General features: G+C 66.1%; 22 protein-coding genes. 5 read left to right on the top strand and 17 right to left on the bottom strand.

Features of this window, described 5'->3' with window-relative positions:
- Positions 1-21: 21 nt before the first annotated feature.
- From ACIPRI_RS21875 to ACIPRI_RS21850, 6 genes are all read right to left on the bottom strand, one after another.
- Complete coding sequence (locus tag ACIPRI_RS21875) at positions 22-2814, bottom strand: endo-1,4-beta-xylanase (RefSeq protein WP_446623593.1); 2793 nt, start codon at positions 2812-2814, stop codon at positions 22-24.
- A gap of 55 nt (positions 2815-2869) precedes the next feature.
- On the bottom strand, positions 2870-4147 hold the full coding sequence (locus tag ACIPRI_RS21870; RefSeq protein WP_446623592.1) for a TRAP transporter large permease subunit: 1278 nt from the start codon (positions 4145-4147) through the stop codon (positions 2870-2872).
- Entirely contained in the window at positions 4144-4746 is a 603-nt protein-coding gene (locus tag ACIPRI_RS21865; RefSeq protein WP_446623591.1) for a TRAP transporter small permease, read from the bottom strand. Before ACIPRI_RS21865 ends, ACIPRI_RS21870 begins: the two co-directional genes overlap by 4 nt.
- A gap of 28 nt (positions 4747-4774) precedes the next feature.
- A complete protein-coding gene (locus ACIPRI_RS21860; protein WP_446623590.1) occupies positions 4775-5989 on the bottom strand; it encodes a fumarylacetoacetate hydrolase family protein in 1215 nt (404 codons plus the stop codon).
- A gap of 20 nt (positions 5990-6009) precedes the next feature.
- Positions 6010-6147 carry a hypothetical protein gene (locus ACIPRI_RS21855; RefSeq protein ID WP_446623705.1) on the bottom strand — a complete coding sequence of 46 codons (138 nt, stop codon included), beginning with the start codon at positions 6145-6147 and terminating at the stop codon, positions 6010-6012.
- A gap of 64 nt (positions 6148-6211) precedes the next feature.
- On the bottom strand, positions 6212-7231 hold the full coding sequence (locus ACIPRI_RS21850) for a TRAP transporter substrate-binding protein (protein ID WP_446623589.1): 1020 nt from the start codon (positions 7229-7231) through the stop codon (positions 6212-6214).
- 182 nt (positions 7232-7413) lie between these two features.
- Between ACIPRI_RS21850 and ACIPRI_RS21845 the strand changes: the two genes are divergently transcribed.
- The 3 genes from ACIPRI_RS21845 (at position 7414) to ACIPRI_RS21835 (ending at position 10916) form a co-directional block, all read left to right on the top strand.
- On the top strand, positions 7414-8409 hold the full coding sequence (locus tag ACIPRI_RS21845) for a LysR family transcriptional regulator (RefSeq protein ID WP_446623588.1): 996 nt from the start codon (positions 7414-7416) through the stop codon (positions 8407-8409).
- A 222-nt stretch (positions 8410-8631) separates the two neighbouring features.
- Positions 8632-9288 carry a hypothetical protein gene (locus ACIPRI_RS21840; protein ID WP_446623587.1) on the top strand — a complete coding sequence of 219 codons (657 nt, stop codon included), beginning with the start codon at positions 8632-8634 and terminating at the stop codon, positions 9286-9288.
- Between the two features lie 185 nt (positions 9289-9473).
- Complete coding sequence (locus tag ACIPRI_RS21835; protein ID WP_446623586.1) at positions 9474-10916, top strand: serine hydrolase; 1443 nt, start codon at positions 9474-9476, stop codon at positions 10914-10916.
- A gap of 96 nt (positions 10917-11012) precedes the next feature.
- Here the strand turns inward: ACIPRI_RS21835 and ACIPRI_RS21830 are convergent, their stop codons facing one another.
- The 7 genes from ACIPRI_RS21830 to ACIPRI_RS21800 form a co-directional block, all read right to left on the bottom strand.
- Entirely contained in the window at positions 11013-12227 is a 1215-nt protein-coding gene (locus tag ACIPRI_RS21830; protein WP_446623585.1) for a PP2C family protein-serine/threonine phosphatase, read from the bottom strand.
- Between the two features lie 8 nt (positions 12228-12235).
- Positions 12236-12736 (bottom strand): Rab family GTPase, encoded by a 501-nt coding sequence (locus ACIPRI_RS21825; protein ID WP_446623584.1) that lies wholly within the window; start codon positions 12734-12736, stop codon positions 12236-12238.
- 10 nt (positions 12737-12746) lie between these two features.
- Entirely contained in the window at positions 12747-14624 is a 1878-nt protein-coding gene (locus tag ACIPRI_RS21820; RefSeq protein ID WP_446623583.1) for an OmpA family protein, read from the bottom strand.
- Positions 14625-14676: 52 nt separating this feature from the next.
- Positions 14677-15315, bottom strand: a complete 639-nt coding sequence (locus ACIPRI_RS21815; protein ID WP_446623582.1) for a hypothetical protein — start codon at positions 15313-15315, stop codon at positions 14677-14679.
- 50 nt (positions 15316-15365) lie between these two features.
- Positions 15366-15800 carry an ATP-binding protein gene (locus tag ACIPRI_RS21810; RefSeq protein WP_446623581.1) on the bottom strand — a complete coding sequence of 145 codons (435 nt, stop codon included), beginning with the start codon at positions 15798-15800 and terminating at the stop codon, positions 15366-15368.
- Positions 15800-16156, bottom strand: a complete 357-nt coding sequence (locus ACIPRI_RS21805; RefSeq protein ID WP_446623580.1) for an STAS domain-containing protein — start codon at positions 16154-16156, stop codon at positions 15800-15802. Before ACIPRI_RS21805 ends, ACIPRI_RS21810 begins: the two co-directional genes overlap by 1 nt.
- Before the next feature lie 190 nt (positions 16157-16346).
- Positions 16347-19031: a response regulator gene (locus ACIPRI_RS21800; protein WP_446623579.1), complete on the bottom strand. Its 2685-nt coding sequence runs from the start codon at positions 19029-19031 to the stop codon at positions 16347-16349.
- Between the two features lie 228 nt (positions 19032-19259).
- On the opposite strand from ACIPRI_RS21800, the gene ACIPRI_RS21795 reads away from it, so the two are divergent.
- On the top strand, positions 19260-20207 hold the full coding sequence (locus ACIPRI_RS21795) for an aldo/keto reductase (RefSeq protein WP_446623578.1): 948 nt from the start codon (positions 19260-19262) through the stop codon (positions 20205-20207).
- Positions 20208-20221: 14 nt separating this feature from the next.
- The gene (locus ACIPRI_RS21790; RefSeq protein ID WP_446623577.1) at positions 20222-20851 is read left to right on the top strand and encodes a DUF6064 family protein; all 630 of its coding nucleotides are present in this window, start codon (positions 20222-20224) and stop codon (positions 20849-20851) included.
- Between the two features lie 12 nt (positions 20852-20863).
- Here ACIPRI_RS21790 and ACIPRI_RS21785 read toward each other — a convergent pair whose 3' ends face one another.
- From ACIPRI_RS21785 to ACIPRI_RS21770, 4 genes are all read right to left on the bottom strand, one after another.
- Entirely contained in the window at positions 20864-21277 is a 414-nt protein-coding gene (locus ACIPRI_RS21785; protein ID WP_446623576.1) for a VOC family protein, read from the bottom strand.
- Between the two features lie 103 nt (positions 21278-21380).
- Positions 21381-23510: a TonB-dependent siderophore receptor gene (locus ACIPRI_RS21780; protein ID WP_446623575.1), complete on the bottom strand. Its 2130-nt coding sequence runs from the start codon at positions 23508-23510 to the stop codon at positions 21381-21383.
- A gap of 151 nt (positions 23511-23661) precedes the next feature.
- Positions 23662-24117, bottom strand: a complete 456-nt coding sequence (locus ACIPRI_RS21775) for a RidA family protein (protein WP_446623574.1) — start codon at positions 24115-24117, stop codon at positions 23662-23664.
- Entirely contained in the window at positions 24114-25070 is a 957-nt protein-coding gene (locus ACIPRI_RS21770; RefSeq protein WP_446623573.1) for a transglutaminase family protein, read from the bottom strand. The genes ACIPRI_RS21775 and ACIPRI_RS21770 overlap by 4 nt, the downstream gene beginning before the upstream one ends.
- Position 25071 lies beyond the last annotated feature (1 nt).

The raw sequence follows: 25071 nt of genomic DNA, 5'->3' as shown, positions 1-25071 counted from the left end.
CCATCGGCGTGAGTCACCTCGCTATGGCACGCTTCTGCTGAATGGGAAGGCGATCGACATCTCCGGCGGCGGCGGGGAGGGCTCCGTCGTCGTCGGCGGCGTCGCATTGCCCGGCGCGAGCTCGATGTCGTAGGCGTAGAGCTTGACACTCGTCCCCTCCTTGGGACTCTTCGACTGCATGGCGACGAACCCGCCAACGGACGCCTGCCGCTGACTGATGGCGTTCCCGGCGTCCCTGTTCGGCGTCTGGCCATCGGCCACTTCCTTCAGAACATGATGTTGCTTGACGCCGTCCTTGTCGGTATACAGGAACATCTTCATCTCGCCGGTCTTCTGGTCGATGGGCGTGTTGAACCATACCGCCTGATCCAACGCTCTGTCAGCGATCTGCGAACCCTCTTGGCCATTCGTCTGTCGCGTGATCAGCGAATGCTGACCCGCCACGACGGTGCCATTCGCTCCGTTGCCTCTGAACACGACGTGCGGGTAGGCATTGGTGCCATGGATGAAGCTCTGCATCGTGTGCCCTTCCTGAGCCGCGTACGGTCCTGCGGCAGGGCTCTTCGCCTCCTCGAAGACGAATTTGAGGTTGTCCTGGGCCAGAGCGGGTTCACTCGCGGGCGCATTCAAATTGCGCAATGGCAGAAGGGTGTCGCCACGGAGGATGACAGGCGTGCGCGATAGCGATTCCGGCGAAACCGTCGTCGCGGGCTTGCTTCTGTTGGTCAAGGCAGCGGCCTGCGTCTGTCCGTCAAAAGCCGACTCCCCGGACACGACCATGTACGTCCTCCCGGGCTCGAATCTCGTGACGAGTCGCCAGGCTTTCTCCGTCGCCGCATGCTTGTGCAACCGCAGTCCAAACGGGTTGGCGATCGGATCTCGTGGTGACAGGATGAGCGTGCTGCGGCCATGTTTGGGCACAGCCTTCGTTCCCGCGACGCCGGACGCTCTCGCCATGCCGTCGCTCCCATAGGAGGTCATGTACTGCTTGAAGGGGGTCACGCCGTCACTGAAGCGAACTTCCGCATAGGAGAGGGGTGCTTCCAGCGCGTTGGCGGCATCCATCCACCCGACGGTCATCTTTCCAAAGGACAGTACGAACGTCGCCGTGTTCTCCGCATAGGCAGTTGCCGGTGCGGGCCCCCTTGCGGTCACCGTCACATGGCAGGGTTTGCCGGGAACCACAGCGCAGTCGGGCGGGTTGAACTTCATGCTCTCAACGGCAAACCCCGAGGGCAGGGAGACGTTGCCAGCGGTGAAGACGACGTTCTTCGTTTCAACCGGCACGTTGATGTCAAGCATCGCCTGAGCGTTCTTGCCGCCCCAGGTCCTGGCTTTGAAGGACTCTCCGCCATAGCTGAAAGTCGCGGTGACGCCGTTCGGCGGCAAGCCCGCATCGATGAGGTACTGCTCCGGGTTCGTCGTGGCCCAGTACGCCTCCTTCGGTCGGCCGACTCCAGACCACGGATACCCGTTGGTGTGATAGCCCGGGTCCGTCATCCCCCACCAGGTCACCCGGTGCACGCCCCCCTTGTACTCGGGGTGACGGCCTCCCGGGCCGGCGGCGTACTCCTTGAGCAGGCTGAAAAGTTTCGCGTACTGGATGCCCTGCTCCATGAACAGGGCCTCCATTTCAGGGCCATTCTGAATCCGCTGGCCTTTGTCCAGACCCAGGGTTGGCGCGAGATCCAGCTCGGTCAGATCGACATTCGCCCCGGTTTCGAGATAGGTCTTGATGGTCTTCTCGAAGGCGTCCATATTGAGCCTCATGTCCCAGTGCCCCTGCGTGCCGATGACGTCGATCAGCGGCCTGGGATTCCCCTTGGCATCCCGAAGTACCCGCCCTTTGCCTGCGGCCGATTCAGCTGCATACCGTTCATTGAATTCCTTGACCATCGCAGCGATCGCGGTGGCCTTCGAGGCCCGCTCGTTGTCGTTGAAGTCGTTGTAGTTCAGGATCGCCGTCGTGTTTTGGCGCGCGTAGTAGAAGGCGTCATACATGTAGTCCCAGCTTTTCCCACCTTTGGAATAGGCTTGGGCCCATCGGGACGGCCGCTCCTCGGGGCTGTAACCGGTTCGCAGGGCGTTCCTCCAGTCGGCGGGGTTGTCGGGGTTGTCTTTGAACGCTTCGTTGACGACGTCCCAGGAGTAGGCCTTGAAGGGTTCCCGATCGAAATGGCCGGCCACGGTCCGAACGTAATGCTCCAGATTCGTCTTCGCGGTTGCGTAGTCCCACGGCGTTTCCCATCCGCCACTCGCAGTCAGGACGTTGGGGGCGGGCCATTGGGCCGACTGGTTGTGCCAGAGCAACGTGTGCCCGGTGACCTTGACGCCGCGCGCATTGGCCGCGCTGATGTCAGCGTTGATGCCCGAGGTCAAATTGGTAAGGAAATTCGGGGTTGGATTGCTCATCCCCCCATTCCAGAAATCCGGCTTCATCGCGTTGCTGGGCGTCACCGCGTTGAAGTGTTTCAAGGTCATGGCGGCGACCGAGTTTTCGCCCGGCACCACCTCGGCGCCGAAGTTGCGCGCGTCGAGATTGGTGCTACCGATCAGGAAGTAGTTCTTGTATACATCCTTCAGCGCCGGCCAATCGGCAGGGTTCGCAGGCCGATCAGCTGCGAAGGCGCTGTTCGCGATCACAACGCCGGTTGGTACGGCAATCAAGACACTCTTGATGTCAAGTCTGCCGAACATGGTTCCAATCTTCCTGATGATTCCGAAGATTCGAGAGTTCTCGTTGGGTGGCTCGGCGCCAGGCGCCTTTTCGCCTTGTAGCCATGTCGCAGATCGACGTTCGATGGTCAGATGCATGCTTGTCTCCTTTGGTTGGAAGAAATCTCTCCCCGGCGTGAATGCACTCAGAGCTTCAGTAGAGCCAGCGCAGCGGCGCCAGCACCGTCTGCGGGAAAATAATCATGACGAACATCACCGCGAATTGGGCAGCCATGAACGGCAACACCCCGCGCGTGACATCGTCCATCTTCATGCGGCCGACGCCGGCCACCACGTTCAGGATGGTGCCCACCGGCGGCGTGATCAGGCCGATGGAGTTGTTGATGATGAACAGCACGCCGAAGTAGACGGGGTCGATGCCGGCAGCCTTGATCAACGGCATCAGCACCGGCGTCATGATCAGGATGGTGGGCGTCATGTCCATGGCCGTCCCCACGAGCATCACCAGCAGCATGATGGCGATCAGCAGCAGCGTCTGGTTGTCCAGTAGCGGGCGGAGAAGGTCCACCATCTGCGCCGGCAGGTTGGCGACCGTGACCAGCCAGGCAGACACCATGGCCGCGGCCACCAGGAACATCACCACCGCCGTGGTACGGGCCGCCGTGACGAAGATGCGGAACAGCGCCTGCAGCGACAGTTCGCGGTAAACCACGGTGGCGACAAACAGCGCGTAGACGGCTGCGACGACGGCCGCTTCGGTGGGCGTGAACACGCCCATGCGCAGGCCCACCAGGATGAACACCGGCAGCATCAGCGCCCATGCCGCTTCGCGTGCGGCGGCCCAGACTTCGGCGTGCGTCTTGCGTTGGGGCAGTGCCAGCGTCTCCTTGCGTCCCACCCACCACCAGGTCAGCGCCAAGCCGAGGCCGATCATGATGCCGGGGAAGATGCCGGCGATGAACAGCTTGCTGATCGACACGTTGGCGGCGACGCCGAAGATGACGAAGCCGATGCTGGGCGGAATGATGGGACCGATGACACTCGACGCCGCGATCAGTCCGCCCGACACCTCCTCCTTGTGCCCGGCCTTGATCATCATCGGCAGCAGCAGCGCCGTCAGCGCTGCGGCGTCGGCCACGGCCGAGCCCGACAGCGCCGACAACAGGCAGGCCGCAAGGATCACGACATAACCCAGCCCGCCCTTGACGTGGCCGACGAGCGCCAGCGCGAAGTTGACGATGCGCTGCGACAGCCCGCCGACGTTCATGATCTCGCCGGCCAGCATGAAGAAGGGCACCGCCAGCAGCGGGAAGCTGTCGGCACCGTTGATGAAGTTCTGCGCCAGGATCTGCGCGTCGAACAGGTCCAGGTGCCACATCAGGGCCACGCCGCTGGCCAGCAGGGCGTAGGCGATGGGGATGCCCAGCGCCATCGAGCCGACGAGGCTGCCGAGGAAGATGAAGACGGTCATGAGCGTGCCCCCCTGGGCGTGCCGCTGGAAGGGTTGGCGTGGGGCAGGTCCCGCTGCGCGAACTCGGCCTGCAGGTTTTCGAGCTCGGCCTGCTCTTCCGATTCCTTGACCATCACGAGTTCGGCTTCGCGGATGTGGCCGGTCAGCAGACGCATGAGCTGCAGCAGCAGCAGGATGCCGGCGCAGGCCGAGAAGACCACGCCCGATGCGTAGAAAATGGCCATCGGCGCACCGGTCGCCGGCGCTTCCATGTCCAGGTTGATGCCGGCCTGCTGCCAGCTGCCGTCCAGGAACAGCCAGGTCACGTACAGCATCAGCAGGTGGCCCAGCAGCATGCACGCCTTCTTGCCGGCCACCGGCAGGCGAGACACCAGCATGTCGGTGCCCAGGTGCCCACCTTCCTTCAGCGCGGTCACCGCGCCCATGAAGCACAGCCAGACGAACAGCCAGCGCGACACTTCTTCGCTGACCGCGATGCCGGAGTTGAAGGCGTAACGCAACACGACATTGCCGAAAACCAGCACCACCATCACGGCGAGTGCGGCGGCGATCAGCACGTCGATGGCACGGCAGAACCGATCGATGGCGGCGTCGATCATGGCCCTGTCCCGAGGAGGTGCCCGGCCGTCACAGCCGCGCTCCCTGCAGCAGGCCGCGGTCGGCCAGGTTGCCGATGAACGCACGCAGGCCGAAGCGCCAGGGCGGCGCGGCCTCGCAATGCGTCACCCGGTTCCGCAGGGTGCCCAGCCAGTGGCTGTGGATGGTGACCACGTCGCCCAGCTTGTGGGTGAAACCGCCGCCCGGCTCGTCACGGTCTTCGGTGGGCGCGAATAGCGTGCCCAGGAACAGCATGAAGCCGTCGGGGTACTGGTGGCAGGCCAGCGTCTGCGCCACCAGGTCGACCGGGTCGCGGCTGATGCTGGTCATGGTGTTGATGCCGCGCAGCGTGTAGCCGTCGTTGCCTTGCACCTGCAGGTGCACGGTCTCGCGGCGCAGCTGGTCCAGGCCGAAGTGGCCGTCGAACAAGCGGATGAAGGGGCCGATGGCGCAGGAAGCGTTGTTGTCCTTGGCCTTGCCGAGCAGCAGCGCGCTGCGGCCTTCGATGTCGCGCAGGTTGACGTCGTTGCCCAGCGCGGCGCCGACGATGCCACCGCGGCTGTTGACGGCCAGCACCACCTCGGGCTCGGGGTTGTTCCAGGACGAATCGGCGCGGATGCCGATGTCCTGGCCATGCCCCACAGAGGCCAGCACCGGCGACTTGGTGAAGACCTCGGCATCGGGCCCGATGCCGACCTCCAGGTATTGCGACCACAGCTTCTTCTGCTGCAGCAGGTTCTTCAGCGCCTGCGCCTGGGCCGAGCCGGGGCGGATGTCGGACAGGGTGGTGCCGATCAAGGCCGTGACCTGGCTGCGCAGCCCTTCCGCACGACTGGCGTCGCCGCCGGCCTGCTCCTCAATCACGCGTTCGATCATGCTGGCGGCGAAGGTCACGCCGCCGGCCTTGACGACCTGCAGGTCGCAGGGCGCCAGCAGCCAGGGCACGGTGGTGTCCCGGCCTTCCGCCTTGCTGTTGTCGAGCAGCACATCGATGCTGCACAGGAACTCGCCGGCGACCGAACCCACGGCTTGCGCCGGCTGGTCGGTCTCCAGCAGCGTGCTCATGGTGGCGAAGTGCTTGCTCAGATCGAACACGCCATCGGGGCGCAGCACCACCACGGCCGGGCCGGCGGGCGTGCCGGGACGCCAGACACGACCCACGAGCGTGCCGGCCAGGCCGTCCTGCGGCAGCACGTGGTGCAGGCCATCGGTGCGCACCGGCATGGCCGTCGTTGTTGCAGTCATTCAGACTTCCTTTGGTGTTGTCAGTGGTTGTGGCGCAGTGCTTCAGACGTCAATCCGTAATTCATGAAACGCTCCAGATAGAGCGCCGTCATGTCGGAACGTTGTGGATCGGCAAACCATTCGCGCGAGCGAAAGCTCCGACCTGCTTGGTTGTCCATTGCCGTCGTCGTGAGAAGAGGAAAGTGAATGGAAGGCGGCCGCGCCGCCTCCATGAGAAGTGAATTACTTCTTGGCTGTCGTGCCGCCGCGCACCTTGGCCAGTTCGGCATTCAATTCGGCGGTGGTGTCCTCGCCGAACTCCTTGCTGAACTTGGCCAGCACCGGCTGCAGCTTGCTGCGCATCTTGGCCTGTTCGGCCGGTGGCAATTCGGTGATCTGCATGCCGGCCTTCTTCAGGTCAGCCAAGGCCGTGTCGGAGAACGCCCGGATGGTCTTGCGTTCATACAGGGTGGCTTCGCGCGCAGCGTCCTGCACGATCTTCTGTTCCTCGGGCGACAGGCCGTCCCAGGTCTTCTTGGACATCAGCAGCACCCATGCGCTGTACATGTGTCGCGACAGCACCAGGTGCTTCTGCACTTCGTAGAACTTGCTGGCCAGGATGGTGGCCGGCGGGTTCTCCTGCCCATCCACCGCAGCCTGCTCCATCGCCGAATACAGCTCGGTGAAGGGCATGGGGGTCGCATTGGCGCCCAGTGCGTTGAAGGTGTCTAGGAACAGCGGGCTCTGGATGACGCGCAGCTTCAGGCCGCTCAGGTCATCGGCGCGCTGCACCGGACGACGCGAGTTGGTGACGTGGCGAAAGCCGTTCTCCCAGAAGCCCAGTCCGATCAGGCCTTTTTCGGGCAGCTTGGCCAGCAGCTTCTGCCCGAAGGGGCCATCCAGCACTCCATCAGCTTCCTGCTCGTTGTTGAAGGTCAAGGGCAGGTTCAGCACACCGAAAGGCTTGATCAGCGACACCAACGTGGAGCTGTCGGGAATGGTCATCTCCAGCGTGCCCCCGCGCAGCGCCGAAGTCATGCTGACGTCGTTGCCCAGCGAGCCGCTGGTGTAGACCCGCGCCACCAGCTTGCCGCCGCTCTTGGCCGCCAACTGGTCGGCAAAGTACTTCAGCGCCTGCGCCTGCGGATGGTCTTCGCTGAGGCCGATGCCGACCTTGAACACGTGTTCCTTGATCTGCGCCGAAGCGGGGCCGGCCAATGCGGCCAGCAGCGCAGCCGTCAAGCCTAATGATCTGATTTTCATGATGTCTCCGGAATGGGAATATGCGGAGTGCGGCGACCTTGCCGCGACGCACCGGCTCTCTGCGGAGCCGTACTTGATGGACCCGAAGGCTAGGTGACAGCCCCCTGCCGGTCCACTGACTTTTTCGCTAGCATCCATTCCAAATGCTGATGAGTTCAGGCAAAACCTCTGGTAGACCTCTGATGCTGGCGCAGGTCTCGCGTCTGCGTTTCCGGCATCTGCAGTTCCTCGACATCCTGGGAAAGACGCGCAATTTGCGCCTGACTGCCGAGCAGATGTACATCACGCAGCCGGCAGCCACCAAGGTGTTGATGGACATCGAGGAAATGCTGGAAGCGCGCTTGTTCGATCGCCTGCCGCGCGGCATGCAACCGAATGAGCTGGGACTCTTCACCTTGCGTTATGCGCACTCGACACTGGACGGCCATCGCAAGTTCGTGGACGAGTTCAGCACCCTGAAACAGGGGGGGCACGGCCATTTGTCAATCGGCGCCATCTCGGGTGCGGCGGCGCATCTGCTGATTGCCGCGGTGGCCGAGCTGCAGCGCCTGCGGCCGCTGCTGGTGGTGAAGGTGCTGGAACAGAGCAGCGACCAGCTGATCGAGTGGCTGGCCGAGCGCAAGATCGACGTGATGATCGGCCGTTTCACCGACGAGTCTCAGCGCGACCAGTTCCATTACGAAAACCTGACCGGTGAAGGGTTGCAGATCGCCGCGGGCGTCCACCATCCGCTGCGCGGACCGAACGCCCCTGGGCTGAGGGAACTGTCGAATTGGCCGTGGATTCTGTATCCGACATCCACGGCGCTGCGCAAGGTGTCCGATGACATCTTCCGTAGCACAGGCCTGTCGCTCAGCTCGGGCATCGTCGAGACGCCGTCGTTTCTGTTCGCGCTGGAGCTGATGCAGAGCACGACCATGCTGTCGCTGCAGCCCGCCGCGCTGGTGGACAAGTATGTACGGCGCGGGCTGCTGACGCGCATCGCGGCCGAGCTCCCCAACCGCATACCCGACTTCGGCCTGATCACGCTGCAAGGCGAACCCCCCAGCACGGCCGTACTGGCGTTCATGGACGTGATCCGCAACATGGCTGACCCCAAGGCCGAAGCGGCACTGGCCGACAGAGCGACGCCCGGTGCCAGGCCTAAGCCACGGGGTCGCGCGTCTTCTCCCTGTTGACCAGACGGTCGAGGCCCAGCGGGTTGCTGTCTTCAGCGCATCCAACAGCGGCGCGTCCGGGGGGCTACTCATGGCGAGCGACCTTCTCAAAGAAACGCGTCGGCCACAGTCGGAGGAGCGGGAGAAGCGGCACATTCCGGCCAACAGCGGACTGTCGCGCTCGGTCTCCGCGCATGCGCATTGACAGCTGGCCAAGCAACAATCGCTACCGTCTTGATACCTGTGAAGAACATCTTGAGTGCAATCTGCGCGGTCGTGCTTGCCTGCGGCTGCGCAACCCAACCGTCGACCGTGCCTGGTCAAGGTTCAGGCGCGGCCTACGCTCCGATGGTCGATATGGAGGGTGTTCAGGCTGATGCCTTTGCGAGGGATGTTGAAACGTGCCGGACCGCAGCGTCGAATACGCGAGTGCAGAGCACCAAGAGGTACGGCAGCGACACCTCGGACGTCATCGTGATTGGCGTGGCCATGGTCTTTCCTGTGGCGGTGATGGGCGCGGCCCTGGTCGGGGGTATCGCAACTGCGGTGTACGACGAGGCATATCCGAGCGGCGGGCGCGCGGAGCCGAGGATGCAGCAATCGGCCTTGGTCGATTGCATGGCCCGCAAAGGCTATAAGAACATGGACCCGAACGTGACGGTCACGTATGTCGCCGCCACGCAAATTGGACCTCCATTGCCAACCCGCAAGACGGGCCTGGATACGTACGTCGCGGAGAAGTTTGCAAAGGCCACGAACTGCAGCGCCGTGCCGCGGGCCGTTCTTGAAGAGAAAGGGCCCGGCTTCGAGCGATACAGCGTTCAATGCTCCGCCGGCCAGACACTTGCCCTTCGTTGCGAGTTCGGCAACTGCTCGAAGGAAGCGGCCGGCGGGAATTGACTACGAAGGACGGAAGCATGACGACATGCAACATTGACCAACTGGAACGTTTCGGGCCGTCCGTGCCGGCGGGGGATGTGACAGGATGCGGCCATAAGCGGACATGAGCGACCGCGTCGCACTCGGGATAGATTGCCGGTAGTTCCGCCGAACTCACGCGGCGCCCACGGAAGGAGGAGAGCTGCATGCGCTTGAGATTCAGTGCCCTTGCTGTGTTCGTCGCTCTCTGTGGCCTATCTGCAGGGGCGGCTGCAACCGAGCCCTGCGGGGCACCCCTGCCGGACGGCGACGACTGGAGCATTGAGCGGGACCCGCGTCTCGCGGGATTCAGTCCCGATCTTCTTTGTGATGCGGTGCAGACTTTCCTTGAGAGCCCGCGCAACAGGCACGGTCTCGTGGTCGAGCGTCACGGCAAGCTGGTGGTCGATGCCTATCGAACTGGGGCGGACCGGTCCACATACTCTGTGTGGGCAAGCCAGACACATTTCAACAAGGACGTGCTGCATGACGTCCGTTCAGTAACCAAGTCAGTGGTGGCGGTGCTCTGGGGCATCGCTGATAGCGGCCGCGCAGTCCCTCCGCTCACCACGCCCGTTCTGGACCTGCTGCCTGCTTTGGCCGACCTGCGCAGCGGCGGCCGCGAACACATCACTGTGGCTGACATGCTCTGCATGCGCAGCGGTCTGGCCTGGGACGAGAGCGACGGCTATGGCCGCTGGATGAATGACGAGCGTGGCCTGCTCTGGCGCGGCGACCGCGCCCGCTATGTGTTTGAGAGGCAGCTCGCAGCGCCCCCGGGAACGCTGTTCAACTACAACGGCGGCCTCACCGCCGTGCTGGGATTGCTGCTGGAGGAGCAAACCGGCTCAAGCTTGCAGGAGTACGCCGGCCAGCGGCTGTTCGCGCCGCTCGGCATCCGGGACTGGGAGTGGGTAGCGGACCTGCGCGGCCGCACACGGGCATACACCGGGTTGCGGTTGCGTCCGCGTGATCTGGCGCGGCTGGGGCGGCTCATGGTGCAAGGGGGGCGCTGGCAAGGCCAGCAAGTTGTGCCGGAGGCTTGGGTGCGCACGCTGCTTGCCCGCTGCACGGCGGGCGAGGAATTCGGCTACCACTGGTGGTCCGGGAATGTGTTTGTCCGCGGCAAGGAGATCCTCTGGCATGGAGCGCTGGGCAACGGTGGCCAGCGCTTGTTCATCGTCCCATCCCTGGACCTGGTGGTCGTGATGACTGCCGGAGAGTACAACGACGGAAGCATCGGTCGTGCGCAACGGTACCTGCTGCAGCAGGTGGTGGCTGCGACCCGGGAGCACGCCGGTGAACCCGCAGAGGCATTCGCACCGCCCGTTGCAGCGACACAGGAAGTAGCTCCGGTCGAGACGCTCGCCACATTTCGCGCCGTGACTGAGGAAGATGGAGGCGCGCGCGTATACGTGCACTTGAAGGTCGTGCCGCGATTGAAGTTGCCCTTCACGACCTTGCGCTTCCGCGTTCGCGACAAAGCGATGCTGGCCGGGTTGAGCGAGGGTGCCAGCGTAAAGTTCCGAGCCGAGCGCATCGATGGGGAGAACACCCTAAGAACGATCCGCTCCGTTCCCCCGTGCGTACGCTTTCAGCCTTGCGATTGATTTCATGTCGGCGGTTCTTGCGACAGCTCTCACATGGGCGCGTATGACTGTTCGGGGCCCATACAGCAGCCCGCAGCAGCACCAGGCGCGCGCCGCTCAGACCTCCACCTTGATGATAGTGAAGTCATCCTCCAGCACCCCCGGCCCGTGCATTTCGCGCGCATGGTTCAGCAGGCAGTCGAGCTCGGACTGCCCGGCCCGAATCGGCTGCGTCAGGATCTCGGCGAGGTCGGAGACTTCGCGCATGGAGCCGTCCGGCCTGCCGATTTCGTAGGTGCCGTCGCTGAAGACATAGAGCCGCGCGGGGGATTGCAAGGTGCATTGCGCTTCCTGGTAGCGCGCCGCCGGTGACATGCCGATGCAGGGTCCGGACGCCTGCAGGAACTGGCCAGCGCCGGCCGCATCGCCCGGGCCGCTGACCAGCAGGGCCGGCGGATGGCCGGCAGAGGCATGGCGCAGGCGCCCCGTGGCGTGCTGAAAGACCCCGTACCAGACTGTGCTGAACAGCTCGCCGTGGCGCTCCATCTGGTAGGCCTTGTTGAGCGCCGTCAGCACCTCGCCAGGGCTGCGGAAGTCGATGCGCGGCAGGGCCTCCGAGCGCAGCGTGTCGGCAACCGCCACCGCCAGCAGGGCCGAGCCCACGCCGTGGCCGCAGACGTCGATCAGGTACAGCGCGAAGTGCTCGTCGTCGATCCAGTGGTAGCCGAAGGAATCGCCGCCCAGCTCGGTCGATGGAACAAAGCGCCAGTCCACCCGCAGCGGCTGCGACAGCGGTGCCGGCAGGATCGAGCGGATGTACGTTTCGGCGTCGCGCAGTTCCCGCTGCAGGCGGTCGTGCACCAGCAGCAGCGCTTCGCGCGACGCGGCCAGCTCGCTGTGGGCGCGCGTCAGTTCCTGGTTGGCCGACTCGAGCTGCTCGATGAGCCTGGCTTCGCGCTGGCTCAGCAAGGTCATGTCGTAGGCCTTCTGCTGCACGCGCCGCGTTTCCTCGTACTCCGCCGTCACGTCGATCAAGAGGATCCACACGGTGCCGTCGTCCGCAAAAAAATGGATGTCCGCCACGCGGCCGCTGGGCATCTCCATGGAGCGGATCAGGAAGGGCGTCTCCATCAGCGGCAGCAGGCCTTCCAGGAAGGGGAGCTGGTCGCTGGCGCAGCCGCCGGGCCGCAGGCCATCCAGCCCATAGTGCGCCAGGTGTCCGCCGGCCTGGCGCAGGTTCTGCGATTGGTCAACGACCAGGTGGGCCACGACACGCTGCGCATGCAGCAGCGTCAAAAGCGAATCGGAAATGCGCGCCGGGAGGTCGAGCATGGTGACCACTACTTGGAAAGGCGCCCCGCCAGGTCTTCGAAGCTTTCCTCGACGCCCATGCCCGTCTTGGCGCTGGTGCGCGCAAAGGTCCAGCCCGTGGCCTCCAGCGCCGAGATGCGCTCGGCGGGCAGCGCCCATTCTTCCTGCAGGTCCGACTTGTTGAGCAGGGCGATGAAGGGCGCGTTGCCGATCTCCGCACCGATGCGCGCCTGGATCGACTCGGCAGTGTCCAGGGTTTCGGGGCGTGTTCCATCCACCACCAGCAGATAGCCGGCGGCGCCGCGCAGGTAGCTCACGCGCACGGCCGCCACTTCGTCTTCGCCGGCGATGTCCCACAGGATCAGCGCCATCGGATCGCTGCGGCCGACCGTGCTCATCACCTTCTTGTCGATCTTGACGCCGACGGTGGTCAGGTAGGCATCCGAGAAGATGCTGTCGACGAAACGGCGCACCAGGCTGGTCTTTCCTACGCCGAAGGCGCCGAGCAGACAGATCTTCTTTTGCAGCATCGCTAGTCGATCATTCGCTGGTGCTCACGACGAAAGACACGCGCCGGTTCATCGACAGCTCGTCCTCGCTGGCGCCGGGGCGCAGTGGCTCCAGCGGGCCAGCGCCGCGCACGGCCAGCAAGGTCGGGTCCACGCCGCGCGCCCGCAGCATGGAGCGCACGACTTCCGCGCGGCCGACGCTGAGCGCCAGGTTGGTGGTGTCCCTGCCGGTGGCGTCGGCGTGCCCGACGATCGTCACCGTGACCGGGAAGCCCAGCTCGCGCGCCAGCTGCACCAGTTCGCGCATGTCCTTCGCCACGGCGTCGAGCTTGCCGTCCTGGCCGGCCGGCCGCGGCACGTTGTGCTCGAAGTGGATGAGCTGGGCCTGGATGCTGTCTCGCAAGCGAAGATAGTTCGGGTCTTGCACGTCCTTGAGCGCGCTGAGATCGACCGTCGGCGCGCCGGCGGGCAAGGTCAGCGTGAAGGCCCGTGCCTTGTCGATCCATTGCTGGGACGCGCTGCCGCTGACGCGGATGCTGCTCGCGTCCTGCGCCAGGCTCACGGTGGCGGGCGGATTCAGGCTTGCCACCAGGCGCCTTTGCACGATGACCGGGTGCAACGCCTGATAGGGCTCCCAGCGGCCGACGATGCGGGCCGGGTCCAGCTGCGTTTTTCCAAGCAGGGCTTCAGGCGGCATGGCCAGCGGATCGCGCAGCCCGGATACCAGCCATTTGCCGCCACGGCGCTCGGCGGCCATCACGACGATGCCGGGTTGCTCCTGCAGCGCCGCGACGTAGGCATCGACGCGCTGGCGCTCCATCACCCGCTGGCCGATCCACCAGCCCAGCGCCAGCAGCAATGCCAGCGGGATGGCCCACAGCAGCGGCGACATCTTCTTGTGCTGTTCGGCGGACTGCGACATGAGGCAGGGCGAAAGCCGCTGCCCCACCGCTTCGAAGGGCGCGGAGTCGCCTTCGAATTCGTCCAGCGCGCCGCGCCATTCATCATGGATTCCCGCCAGCGTCTCCACCAGCCGCGTGCGCAACACGGGAGGCGGGTCGCCGTGGATCACCGCGGCCAGGAAGGCCTGCGGGCCTTCTTCGCACCACAGCAGCAGGTCGCCCAGGCGCAGGCTGTCGATGCTGCGGGTGCCCGCGTCCTTGCTGGCCGATTCGTCGAAGGAATCGCGCACGAAATCCTGGATGGCCGAGAGCATGGCCGACACCAGCTGCGGGTCGCGCGCCGCCGCGTCCTCCCGCGCCACGTGCGCGATCAAGAGGCTGGTCTTGCGATGCACCAGGAACAGGTGGTCGACCTGGAACACCGCCGTGTGCCGCAGCACCACGTCGGCAAAAGAGCTGCCGCTGCGCCAGGCCTCGATGCGCCACTTGAGGCCGCGCCACGACAGGCTGTACTTGATGGCCTGGTTGAGCGACTGCAGCGTGCCTTCCAGCGTCTCGGCGATGGCCTTGCGGATGGCCGGCCCCATGACGGGGTACAGGATGTCGACCATGGTGCCCGGGTTCTTGCGGATCGAAGCCTGGGTCGCGCGCTCCACCGTGGGTGCAATCACCTGGGCGAGCCGCTCGTCCTGCTCGGCCGCCACCGTGAAGGCGGCTGGCAGCACGGCGCCCACCGCATCGGCGAACTCGCGCGGGTCGTCGATCTTTTTTTGCAGCCTGGTCAGGGCCTCCTTCTCGCGCTGCATCAGGACGTCGCGCATCGCCTCCATGCGCGGATCGACCTGCGGCGGCGGCGGCAGTGTCGCGGCCATCTCCGGATTGACGCAGCGCGCCAGCTCCAGCAGGAGGCCGGCGAGTCGTCGGTTCGGATCCTCGTCGGAGGAAGTCGCAGAAGCTGCCGCGCCGCCAGGCGCGTTCGTCGAGGCCAGCGACAGGCGTGCGTTCACCGCGCCACCGCCTCGGCGATCAGCGATGGCGAGCGCTGCCCCGCAGCGCGCGTCAACCGCGCTCTGCGTTGGCGCCCTTGGGCGTCGTGTCCTGGTTCAGGCATTTGGCGATCTCGACGAACAGCCCCGCGAGCAGGTTGCGATCGGTCTTGACGTTGCTCAGCTCGGAGAACATCCGCTCGATGGTGCCGCGGGTGTCTTCCTGGCGCCGCCGGATGTCGTCGCGCAGGGCCTGGACTTCGTGCCCCATGCGATCGGTGAACTCGCGCTCTTGCCGGGCCAGTTGCTCGGAGACCTGGCCCAGGCGCTTTTCCAGTGCCTGGTTGTGGTCGCGCAGGCTGCGCTCCAGCTCCTTGTCGGCATCGGCGCGCAGGTCCTTTTCCTCGCGGAACTGGCCGGCGACCGATTCGAGCTGCTTCTTGATCGTGGCTTCGAGGCTGGTCAGGCTGCGTGCCGACTCGGCCTCCAGGTCGCGCAGGCGCTGCTGGAAGCGGTCTTCCAGCACCGAAAAACGCTTGTCGTAGTCCTGCATCTGGTTGCCGAACAGCAACTCGCGCATCTTGTCGACGCCGGAAATTTCGCTCTGGCCATTGCCATTGGACTGGGGCTGGGCGGCGACGAGGGCGGCCTGGGCGGCCAGCGCGCTTTGGGTATCGATGCTGGTGGGAACGGGCTTTGCTGCAGTGGCCATCGAAATCTCCTCGGTTGGGTGAGTGAGTGGGTGGGTGGAGGTGGCGGTCATCAGGGTCCTTCCGTGGCCCGGAAAAAGAGCGTCAGGCAGTTGCGGCCGCCTTCATGGCGGTAGCGCAGGCCGTCGGAGAAGCGGCGCACGATGGGAATGCCCCAGCCGCCGATGTGCGCGTCGCGCAGGCAGGTGGCGGGCACCGGCTCGGGCATTTCGCGCGGATCGAATTCGCAGCCCTCGTCCTCGACGTCCAGGGCCACTTCCTCGCCTTGCCAGCCCAGGCGCAGGAAGATGCGCTGGGCGCTGTCGGTGGCCGCATGGGTCATCACGTTGGTGACCACCTCGGTGGAGCAAAGGTCGATGCGCTGTGCGACCCGGGCCGGCAGCTGTTCGAGCGCGGCCCAGTCCTGCACCCAGGCGCTGACGCGCGCGAGCTCGTGCAACTCGCTTTCGACGATCAGGGCTGCCTGACCTTCGTCGGCGGCAGACATCAGTGCCTCTTGGCTGCCGCCGCGAGCGCGCTGCGCGCGCTGTCGACGTCCGGAAAAACCGGAATGATCGAATCGATGCCCGCCATCTTGAGTACCTCCGCAACCAGGGGCTGGGGGTTTGCCAAGGCCAGGCCGCCGCCGTGCTGCGACTGGGCCCTGGCGTTGACGACGAGGGTGCGGATGCCGATGGACGCCAGGAAGGACACTTCAGACAGGTCCACGACGGCAAGCAGCTTTCGGGTGGCCACGAGCGCGGCGAAGCGCAGATCGATTTCGTGCCCGCCGAGGCTGTCCATCCGTCCGATCAGGCTGATCTTCTCGATGCCGTCGGCAAGCTGTTCGCTTCTCAAGTCCATACGGTCTCCGCAATCGATGTCGATGGGTACCGAGCCGGCCGTCCTCCTGGGCAAGATTCGTCGCGTCTTTTGGGTGACTGCGTTGCGTCTTGCTTCGGTCAGCGAAATCAGCCTACAAGCATACGCCCAAAAGTACTACTCAGGCTACATCTTGCGCCCCCCTTTTTGGGGAGACAAGCGTCGGCAGCGCTCAGTGCGCCTTGCGCGCCGGTATGTTGCCAAGGGCCTCGACCAGCCGCTCGACGCGGATGGGCTTGACCAGGTAGTCGTCCATGCCGGCCGCCAGGCACATCTCCTGGTCGCCCTGCATGGCGTGGGCCGTCATGGCCACGATGCGCGGCCGGTGCTCGTCACCCAGCAGCGAGCAGATCTGCCGGGTGGCATCCAGCCCGTCGAGCTCGGGCATCTGGACGTCCATCAGCACCACGTCATAGGTCTGGCGCTGCACCGCTTGCACCGCTTCGAGGCCGTTGGCGGCCAGGTCGGCCCGGTAGCCCATCTGCTGCAAGAGGCGCATCGCCAGCTTCTGGTTCACCGCGTTGTCCTCGGCGAGCAGGATGCGCAGGGGGTGGCGTTCCGCCATCGCCGGGTCCAGGCGCGGCTTGACGGCGGCGACGCCTGCCGCGGGCCTGGCGGCAGGCTCTTGCGCGAACAGGTTCATCAGCGTGTCGAACAGCAGCGAGGGGTGCAGGGGCTTGGACAGGAAGGCGTTGAACAGCAATTGCGCATCGCCCACTTCGCGGCGGCCGAGCGAGCTGAACAGCACCAGCGGCAGCGTGGGGTGGTTGGCGCGGATGCGCCGCGCCAGGTCGACGCCGTCCATCTCGGGCATGTGCATGTCCAGGATGGCCAGGTCGAAGCGTTCGCCTTGCGCCAGCCAGCGCAGCGCCTCCAGCGGCGATTCGGTGTCGCAGGGCACCATGCCCCACTTGTCGGTCTGCAGCACGAGGATGCGGCGATTGGTCGCGTTGTCGTCGACCATCAGCACGCGCTTGCCGCGCAGCACGTCATGCATCACGCCGGGGACGGCGTTGCGCTTGCTCGGCGGCGCCTGTGCCGCCGACACCTCGATCGTGCAGAAGAAGGTGGAGCCGGTGCCCGGGCCGGCGCTCTCGACCCACATGGTGCCGCCCATCATCTCGGCCAGCCGCTTGCTGATGGCCAGGCCCAGGCCGGTGCCGCCGTACTTGCGGGTGGTGCTCACGTCGGCCTGCGAGAAAGACTGGAACAGGCGGCTGATGGCCTGCGGCGAGAGGCCGATGCCGGTGTCGCGCACCGCAAACGTCAGGCCGACCTTGCCGTCGGCCAGGGCTTGGGCCCGCACGGTCAGCACCACCTCGCCCGCCTCGGTGAACTTCACCGCATTGCTCATGAGGTTCAACAGGATCTGCCGCAGGCGGGCCAGGTCGCCGCTCACGCCGGGCGGCACCTCGCCCTCGAACACGTAGGCGATGTCCAGGCGCTTCTCGGCCGCCCGCGTGGCGATCAGGTCGAGCGCCGATTCCACGCACTCGCGCAGGTCGAAGGGGTGCGACTCGATGTCCATGCGCCCGGCCTCGATCTTCGAGTAGTCGAGGATGTCGTTGATGATGGTCAGGAGCGCATCGCCGGAATCGCGAATGGTCGCCACGTAGTCCTGCTGCTCGGCGTCCAGCGGCGTGTCCAGCAACAGGCCGCTCATGCCGATCACTGCATTCATCGGCGTTCGGATCTCGTGGCTCATGGTGGCCAGGAAGGCGCTCTTGGCCTCGTTGGCCGATTCGGCCACGGCGCGCGCCTCCTGGGTTTCCTTGAGCAGGGCGGCGTTCTGGATCGCGATCACCGCCTGGTCGGCAAAGAGCCGCAGCAGATCGACCTGCCGGCGCGGCGTGCTGCCGGCTCGTGGCCAGGCGGTGACGATGGCGCCAAGCGCCACGCCGTCCTTGTTGAGCATGGGCGCGCAGATCATTCGGCGCCAGTTGCCGGCCTTGGCCACGGTGTCGTCGTAGTCCGGGTCCGACTGGGCGTTGTCGCTGCACAGGGCGCGCCGCTCCAGGACGGCCCGGCCGCTCAGCCGACGCGGGTCGGGCGCTGCCGGCCAAAGTGCGCGGGCTGCCTCCAGCGCCTGGGCGGGCCAGTTGCGGGTGGCGGCCAGGTGCATGCGCTGGCCGTCGAAGCGGAAGATGGCCGAAGCCGGGCCTTCGAACAGCCACAGGGTGCAGTCGAGGATGGCCTCGAACACCGGCGACGCATCGCTGGGCAAAGCGCTGATGGCGCGCAGCACGTCGCTGACGGCGGTCTGGGATTCGAGCGATTCGGTCAGCTCGGCGGTGCGCAGCTCGACCTCGCGCAGGGCGGCCTGCAACTGGCGCTGCTGGGCTTCGCGGATGCCGATGCCGGACAGGGCGCCGGCGGCCTGGCGTGCCAGCGCGGCCAGCAGGGCCAGGTGCTCGCGACCGAATCGATTCACCGCGCCTTCGACGTCGGCGTACAGGTAGCCGAACGAGGCCTCTTGGGCAACCAATGGCGCGATCAGGCACGAGCGCTGGTCGGCCGGCGCGGCGCCCTCGGGACCGTGCCGCAGGCTTGGCTTGCGGCTGCTGCGGGATTCGGTGAGCCAGGGCGTGATGGCGTCGAGCAGGGCAGGGGCGGATTCGCCCGGCGGCAGCATCGCGCCGGCGGCGTGCAGGCCTGCGTCATCGGTGGCGTCGTCGCGCAGCACCAGCAGTACGCGCTGCGCATCGATGAGCCGGGCAGCCTCTTCGATCAGCACGGTGCCCAGTTCCTGCGCGCTGTGCGCCGCGTTCAGCCGCAGGCCGCTGTCCACCAGTCGCTCGAATGACGGCTCGCGCCGGCTGCGGCCGGTCCGTACCGGCGCGCGCACGGACGACAACATCAGGGGACGAGACCGGGACTCAGCCATCTTGGGCATTGCCTTGCCTTGTGCGATCGACGGGCGAAATGGGGAAATGCGCGTACACGTGGGGCGGTGCGCGCGCACACACGGCGTGAAGTCTAGTGGCGAAGAGGGAACCCTGCACGGGCCGTGACGCGGCGGCGCCGGCGGGCTTGCGAGCGCGGCGCGATCTTGACAACATGGGGCGTCTGCTTTCGAGGAACGCGCATGGCAGCCGGGCACCGATACGCTCCGAATCGCCGCAGCTTCTGTTGGCAACTGCTTGCCGCGGCGGGCATCGCGCCACTGGCGCAGGCTTCCTTGGCCCAGGCGCGGGCCGGCGGCGCGGTGATCATGCGCGCCATCCCCGCCAGCGGCGAATCCGTGCCCGCGATCGGCCTGGGCAGCTGGATCACCTTCAACGTCGGCAACGACCGCGTCGCGCGCGAGCGCTGCTTCGACGTGATGCGCGCCTTCTTCGCAGCCGGCGGCCGCATGATCGATTCGTCGCCGATGTACGGCTCGTCGCAGTCGGTCATCGGCGAAGGGCTGGCGCGCATCGGCCGCGCCGCAGACGTGTTTGCCGCCGACAAGGTGTGGATCGGCTCGGGCAGCCGCGGGCCGGCGCAGATCGAGGAGTCGCGCCGCTTGTGGCGGGTGCCGCGCTTCGACCTGCTGCAGGTTCACAACCTGCTCGGCTGGGAGGCGCACCTGCCGCAGCTGCTGGCGATGAAGTCGGCCGGACAACTGCGCTACGTGGGCATCACCACCTCGGAGGGACGCCGGCACCGCGAGATCGAATCGATCATGGCCAGCCAGCCGATCGACTTCGTCCAGGTCAGCTACAACCCGCTCGACCGCGAGGTCGAGTCGCGCATCCTGCCGCTGGCGTTGGAGCGGCGCATTGCAGTCATTGCCAACCGGCCCTTTCGCCAGGGCGAGCTGCTGCGCGACCTGGAACGGCATCCCCTGCCGCCCTGGGCTGTCGAGGAGGTCGGTTGCGACGGCTGGGCACAGTTCGCGCTCAAGTTCATCATTTCGCATCCGGCCGTCACCTGCGCCATCCCGGCGACCGGCAACGTGGCACACGTGCGGCAGAACATGGGCGCCGCGCTCGGGCGCCTGCCCGATGCGGCCATGCGCAGGCGCATGGCCGAGCATGTGCAAGCGCTGTGAGCGGGTGAAGCGACATGATGGCCGAGTGGTGGAGCTATCAGCCCTCGGATTTCCTGCTGTTTTCCGCGCGTACCTATCAGCGGCTCTTCGAGCTCTACAACGCGCAAATCTGGCCAGCGCAGCTGCTGGCGGCGGCGCTCGGGCTGGCACTTGCCGCCGCGCTCGCGATGCGTGCGGGCGCCACGGTTGCGGTGGCGCGTGCGGCCTGCGCCTTGCTGGCTGCAAGCTGGCTCTGGGTGGGCTGGGCCTTCCACCTGCAGCGCTATGCGGCGATCAATTGGGCGGCGATCTGGTTCGGCGCCGCCTTCGCGATCGAGGGCGTTCTGCTGTTGCTGCTGGGCGCCGGCTTGCGATGGCAGCGGCAGCACGACTGGCGCGAAAAGTTGGGGCTGGCGCTGCTGTTCTTTGCGCTCGTCATCCAGCCTTGGGCCGTGCTTGTGCTCACGGGCCGGCCGTGGCGCGAAGTGGAAGTCTTCGGTCTGGCGCCCGACCCCACGGCTTTCGGAACGCTGGGTCTGCTGCTGGTGTTACGACCTCCGCGCGCAGCGCGTGCACTTGCGCTCCTGCTGTGGCCGATACCGCTGTTGTGGTGCCTGGTGGGTGCCTTGACGCGGTGGACGTTGGTCGCTGCGCCAGGCGGGTGAACTGGCACGAGGCTATTGCGCCTCAGGCTCGAACAGCTCGATCGGATTGCCGTCAGGGTCTTCGATCTGAATCTGCTTGCCGCCCGGGCCACTCTCCATCTCGTTGCGAATCGGGACTTTCCGCTCCTTGAGTTCACTGATGCAGGCGGGCAGGTCCTCAACCTGGAGAATCACCCGATTCCACCCGCCGGGCGCTTGCTGCCGGCCATCGGGCATCGGCCGAGAGCCGGACGCCCCGGGGCCACTCAGGACGAGCTTCAGATCGCCGATTGAAACCTGCCCGAAGGCAAGCAGGTGTTGCCGGTCGAGATCGAAGCCAAGTGATTGCGTGTAGAAGTCAGTCGAGCGCTGGACATCCTTGACCTGGTACCTGACACCCCACAGCCCGATCACCAGGGGCTGCTTTTGCTTCCTTGTCGAATTCATCGTGTGGTCTCCTTGCTCTGAATGGAACCGGCAACCGTCTTGCATCTCCCCATTGATGTTGATCCGAATGCGAAACCATGCCGCCATTCGGGTTGCGCCGCGCTCACAGGTCGAACTTGGCCGCGACACGCAGCGTGCGCGGCGCGCCCACGCCGAGCAGGCCATTGCCGGCAGTGCTCCAGTAATCCTTGTCGGCGACGTTGTCGAGGTTGGCCTGGATCGTGGCCGTGGTGCCGAACATGCGGGTGCGGTAGCGCGTGCCGAGCGAGAACAGCCCGACGCCGGGAATCCAGGCCTGGTTGGCGTTGTTCACCGCGCGCTTGCCGATGTAGTAGTAGCCGGCGTTCAGCGCCAGCCCCGGCACCGACGCCAGGCGATATTCGGCGAACACGCTCGCCGTGAACTTCGCAGCGTTCTCCGGCACCTTGTCCAGCTCAGCGGCCACCGTGGTGCTGGTGATGCGCGGGTCCATCACCAGCATCGAGCCGACCACCGACCACTGCTTGTTGATTTCGCCGCTGCCTGCGAACTCGAAGCCTTTGTAGCGCGACTCGCCGGCCAGCACGAAACGGTTCTGCGAATCCACGGTGGTGGATGGGCGCTTCACGTCGAAGTAGGCCGCCTGCAGGAGCAGGCCCTGCGCCACCTCCGCTTTCACACCCAGTTCGATCTGCTTGTTGACCGACGGCGGAAGAATTTCGCCGGCATTGGCCCGGTTGGCCGGCGCCTGGCCGGTTTCCTCGACGCCCTCGATGTAGCTGGTGTACACGGAGGTGTTGGGCGTGGGCTTGAAGAGCAGCGACACGCTGGGGCTGGTCTCGTCGGCCGTGTAGTTGGTCGCGGCCGACGTGCTCTGGTAGTCGCTGCGGCGAACGCCGCCCATCAGCTGCCATTGCTCGGACAGCAGCACGCGATCGAAGGCGTAGAGGCCCTTGTCGACGATCTGCGAGCGGTTGTCGACGGTGGCCCCGGTGTTCGGCGTGAAGGGAATCTGTACCGGGTTGTAGAGGTTCTGCGCGAAGAGAAGGGCGGTGCCGTTGCGTGCGTTCTGCTCGCGTTCGTTGCGCGTGTAGCCGAAGGTCAGTTCGTGCGCGACGGATCCGGTCATGGCGCGCCCGCTCAGTTCGGTGCGCACGTTGGTGTTCTCGAAGGCCTGCCCGTCCTGCTGGCTGATGCGCAGCCGGCCCGCGCCGGTCGCCAGGTTGTAGTTTTCAAACTGCGAGAAGCGGCGGTCACGGTCGTTGCTAGCCTTGCCGACCTCGAACAGGGCCAGCCAGTTGTCGCTGATGGCGACGTCTGCGCGGGCCAGCAGGTTGGTGGCGTCCGCGTCGTAGCGCTGCCACTCGCCGGCCAGGTTTTGCTTGTTGTCGGGGACCCCGGGGAGCGTGATGACGCCTCTCACTGCCGCGGGCACGGCGATGGCCGCCTGCTCCGACACATTCTTCTTGTAGTACTCCGCGTCCAGCCGCAGATTGACGCGCGGTGAGACCTTGTAGTCCAGCGCCGCCGAAAGCAGTTGGCGGTTGCCGGCATAGTTGTCGATGCCGATGTCCTCCTTGCCGGCCACGGCATTGATGCGGATGCCGCCCGCGTCGTCCGGCCCGAAGCGTCGCGCGATGTCGGCGCCGACGTCCACCGCCCCATGCTGGTTGGCCGAGGTGGCGACGCTGGTCACCGGCTGCGCGCCGGCCCGCTTGGTGACCAGGTTGACGATGCCCGAGGGCGGCACGAAGCCGTAGTAGAGCGAGGAGGCGCCCTTGAGCACTTCGACCCGCTCCTTGTTTTCCAGCGGGATGTCCACCAGGTTGATGATCGGCAGCGAACCGTTGAGCCGGTAGTTGCCGCGGTTCTCCACCAGGATGCCGCGGATCGCGATGTTGTCGTAGGTCGAGCCGCTGAGCTGCGAGCGGGTCACGCCGGCGGTGTTGCGAAGCGCGCCGTAGATGCTGCGCTGGCCTTGCGCATCGAGCACTTCGCGGGTGATCACGTTGTTGGTCAGGGGCACGTCCAGCGGATTCTGGTCCCTGAAGGTGCCGACCTGGACCGTGCTGGCGCCGAAGCTGCCCAGGCGCTCGGCGCTGACTTCGATGGTGCCCAGCGAGCCGCTGGAGGTTTCCTGGGCCCGTGCGTCAGGCGCAAGCGCCAGCGACAGGGCAACGGAAAGCGGGGCCAGCGCGAAGCCGGCGGTTCGGAAAGGGGAGGACGGAAACGTAAGGGCAAAAGACGAGCGCACAGCCAACCTTGATCGTGAACGAAAGGAGTTGGCTGATGCTGCGAGCGCTCGGCTGCAGCAGTGGCTGGCCGGGATTCTAGTGTGCTGCTGTCTCAGAAATGGGCAACGCAGCGGTCGCCCCGTTTCGGGCCCCCGCGGCCGGACGCACGGCTCAGGCGACTTCGGCGATCAGCTCGATTTCAACCACCGCGCCGAAGGGCAGCTGGGCCACGCCGAAGGCGCTGCGCGCATGGGCGCCCTTGTCGCCGAACACCTCGGCCATCAGGTTGCTGGCGCCGTTGGTCACCAGGTGCTGCTCGGTGTAGCTGGTGGTGGAATTGACCAGGCTCATCAGCTTGACGATGCGCGTGACCTTGTTCAGGTCGCCCACCGCCGCGTGCAAGGTGCCCAGCAGATCGATGGCGACTGCGCGCGCGGCCTGCTGGCCCTCTTCGGTGGCGATGCCGGCACCCAGCTGGCCGACCCAGGGCTTGCCGTCCTTCTTGGCGATGTGGCCAGACAAGAAGACCAGGTTGCCGGTGCGCATGAAAGGCACGTAGGCGGCGGCCGGAACGGCCACCGGGGGCAGGGTGATGCCGAGTTGGGAAAGCTTGTCGTAAACGCTCATGGTGTCGGGTGCTCCAGGTTCTGCGGGAAGGGAAGAGCGGCATTTTCGCCCAGGGCATCTTTTTCTTCGACGGGCTCCACCGTCACCCCCACCTTCAGCGTGTGCCGCGCGCCGCCGTGCAGCACGCCCCGCATCGGCGAGACGTCGGCGAAGTCGCGGCCCACGGCCAGCGCCACATAGTCCTCGCCGGGCTGCCGTCCGTTGGTGGGGTCGAAGTCGGCCCAGCCACCCGGGCCCTCGGCGCCCGGCAGGTAGACCGAGACCCAGGCGTGCGAGGCGTCGGCGCCCACCAGCCGCGTCTCGCCCGGCGCCGGCTGCGTCAGCAGGTAGCCGCTGACGTAGCGCGCCGGCAGGCCCAGGGTGCGCAGGCAGCCGATCATGATGTGGGCGAAGTCCTGGCAGACGCCGCGCCGGTGCGCCAGCGCCTGCACGGCCGGCGTGCTGATCTCGGTGCTGTCGCCGTCGTAGATGAAGTCGCGGAACATGCGCTGGTTAAGGTCTTGCGCCGCCTCGATCAGCGGGCGGCCGGGCGTGAAGCTGCCCTGCGCATAGGCGGCAAAGTCCTCGTGGCGCGGCACATAGCGCGAGGGAAAGACGAACTCCACCGCCGGGTCGTAGGCCGCGCCCTTGCGGTAGCAAAGGCGCTCGCGCACCTGCTCCCAGGGCAGCTCGCGCGCGGCGGCCGGCGCAAGCACCGGCGCCGAGGTACGCACCAGGCTGCGGGCCACCACGCTGAGTTCTTCGTGCGTGGACTCGAGCGCGAAGAAGGCGCGGGCGTTGCCGTAAACGTCGACCGATTCGCTGCGCTGCACCGGCTCGGGCGCGATCTCCAGGCGATGCTCCAGCAGCTCCTGCGAGGCCGTCTGCAAGGGCTTCAGGTGCGCCAGGTGCTGCGCCGTCTCGACGGCCGGCGCGTAGGCGTAGTGGGTTTCATGCGTGATCTGCAGCAGCATC

Source organism: Variovorax sp. LARHSF232 (assembly GCF_052871435.1).
This window is presented reverse-complemented; position numbering and strand designations above follow the sequence as displayed.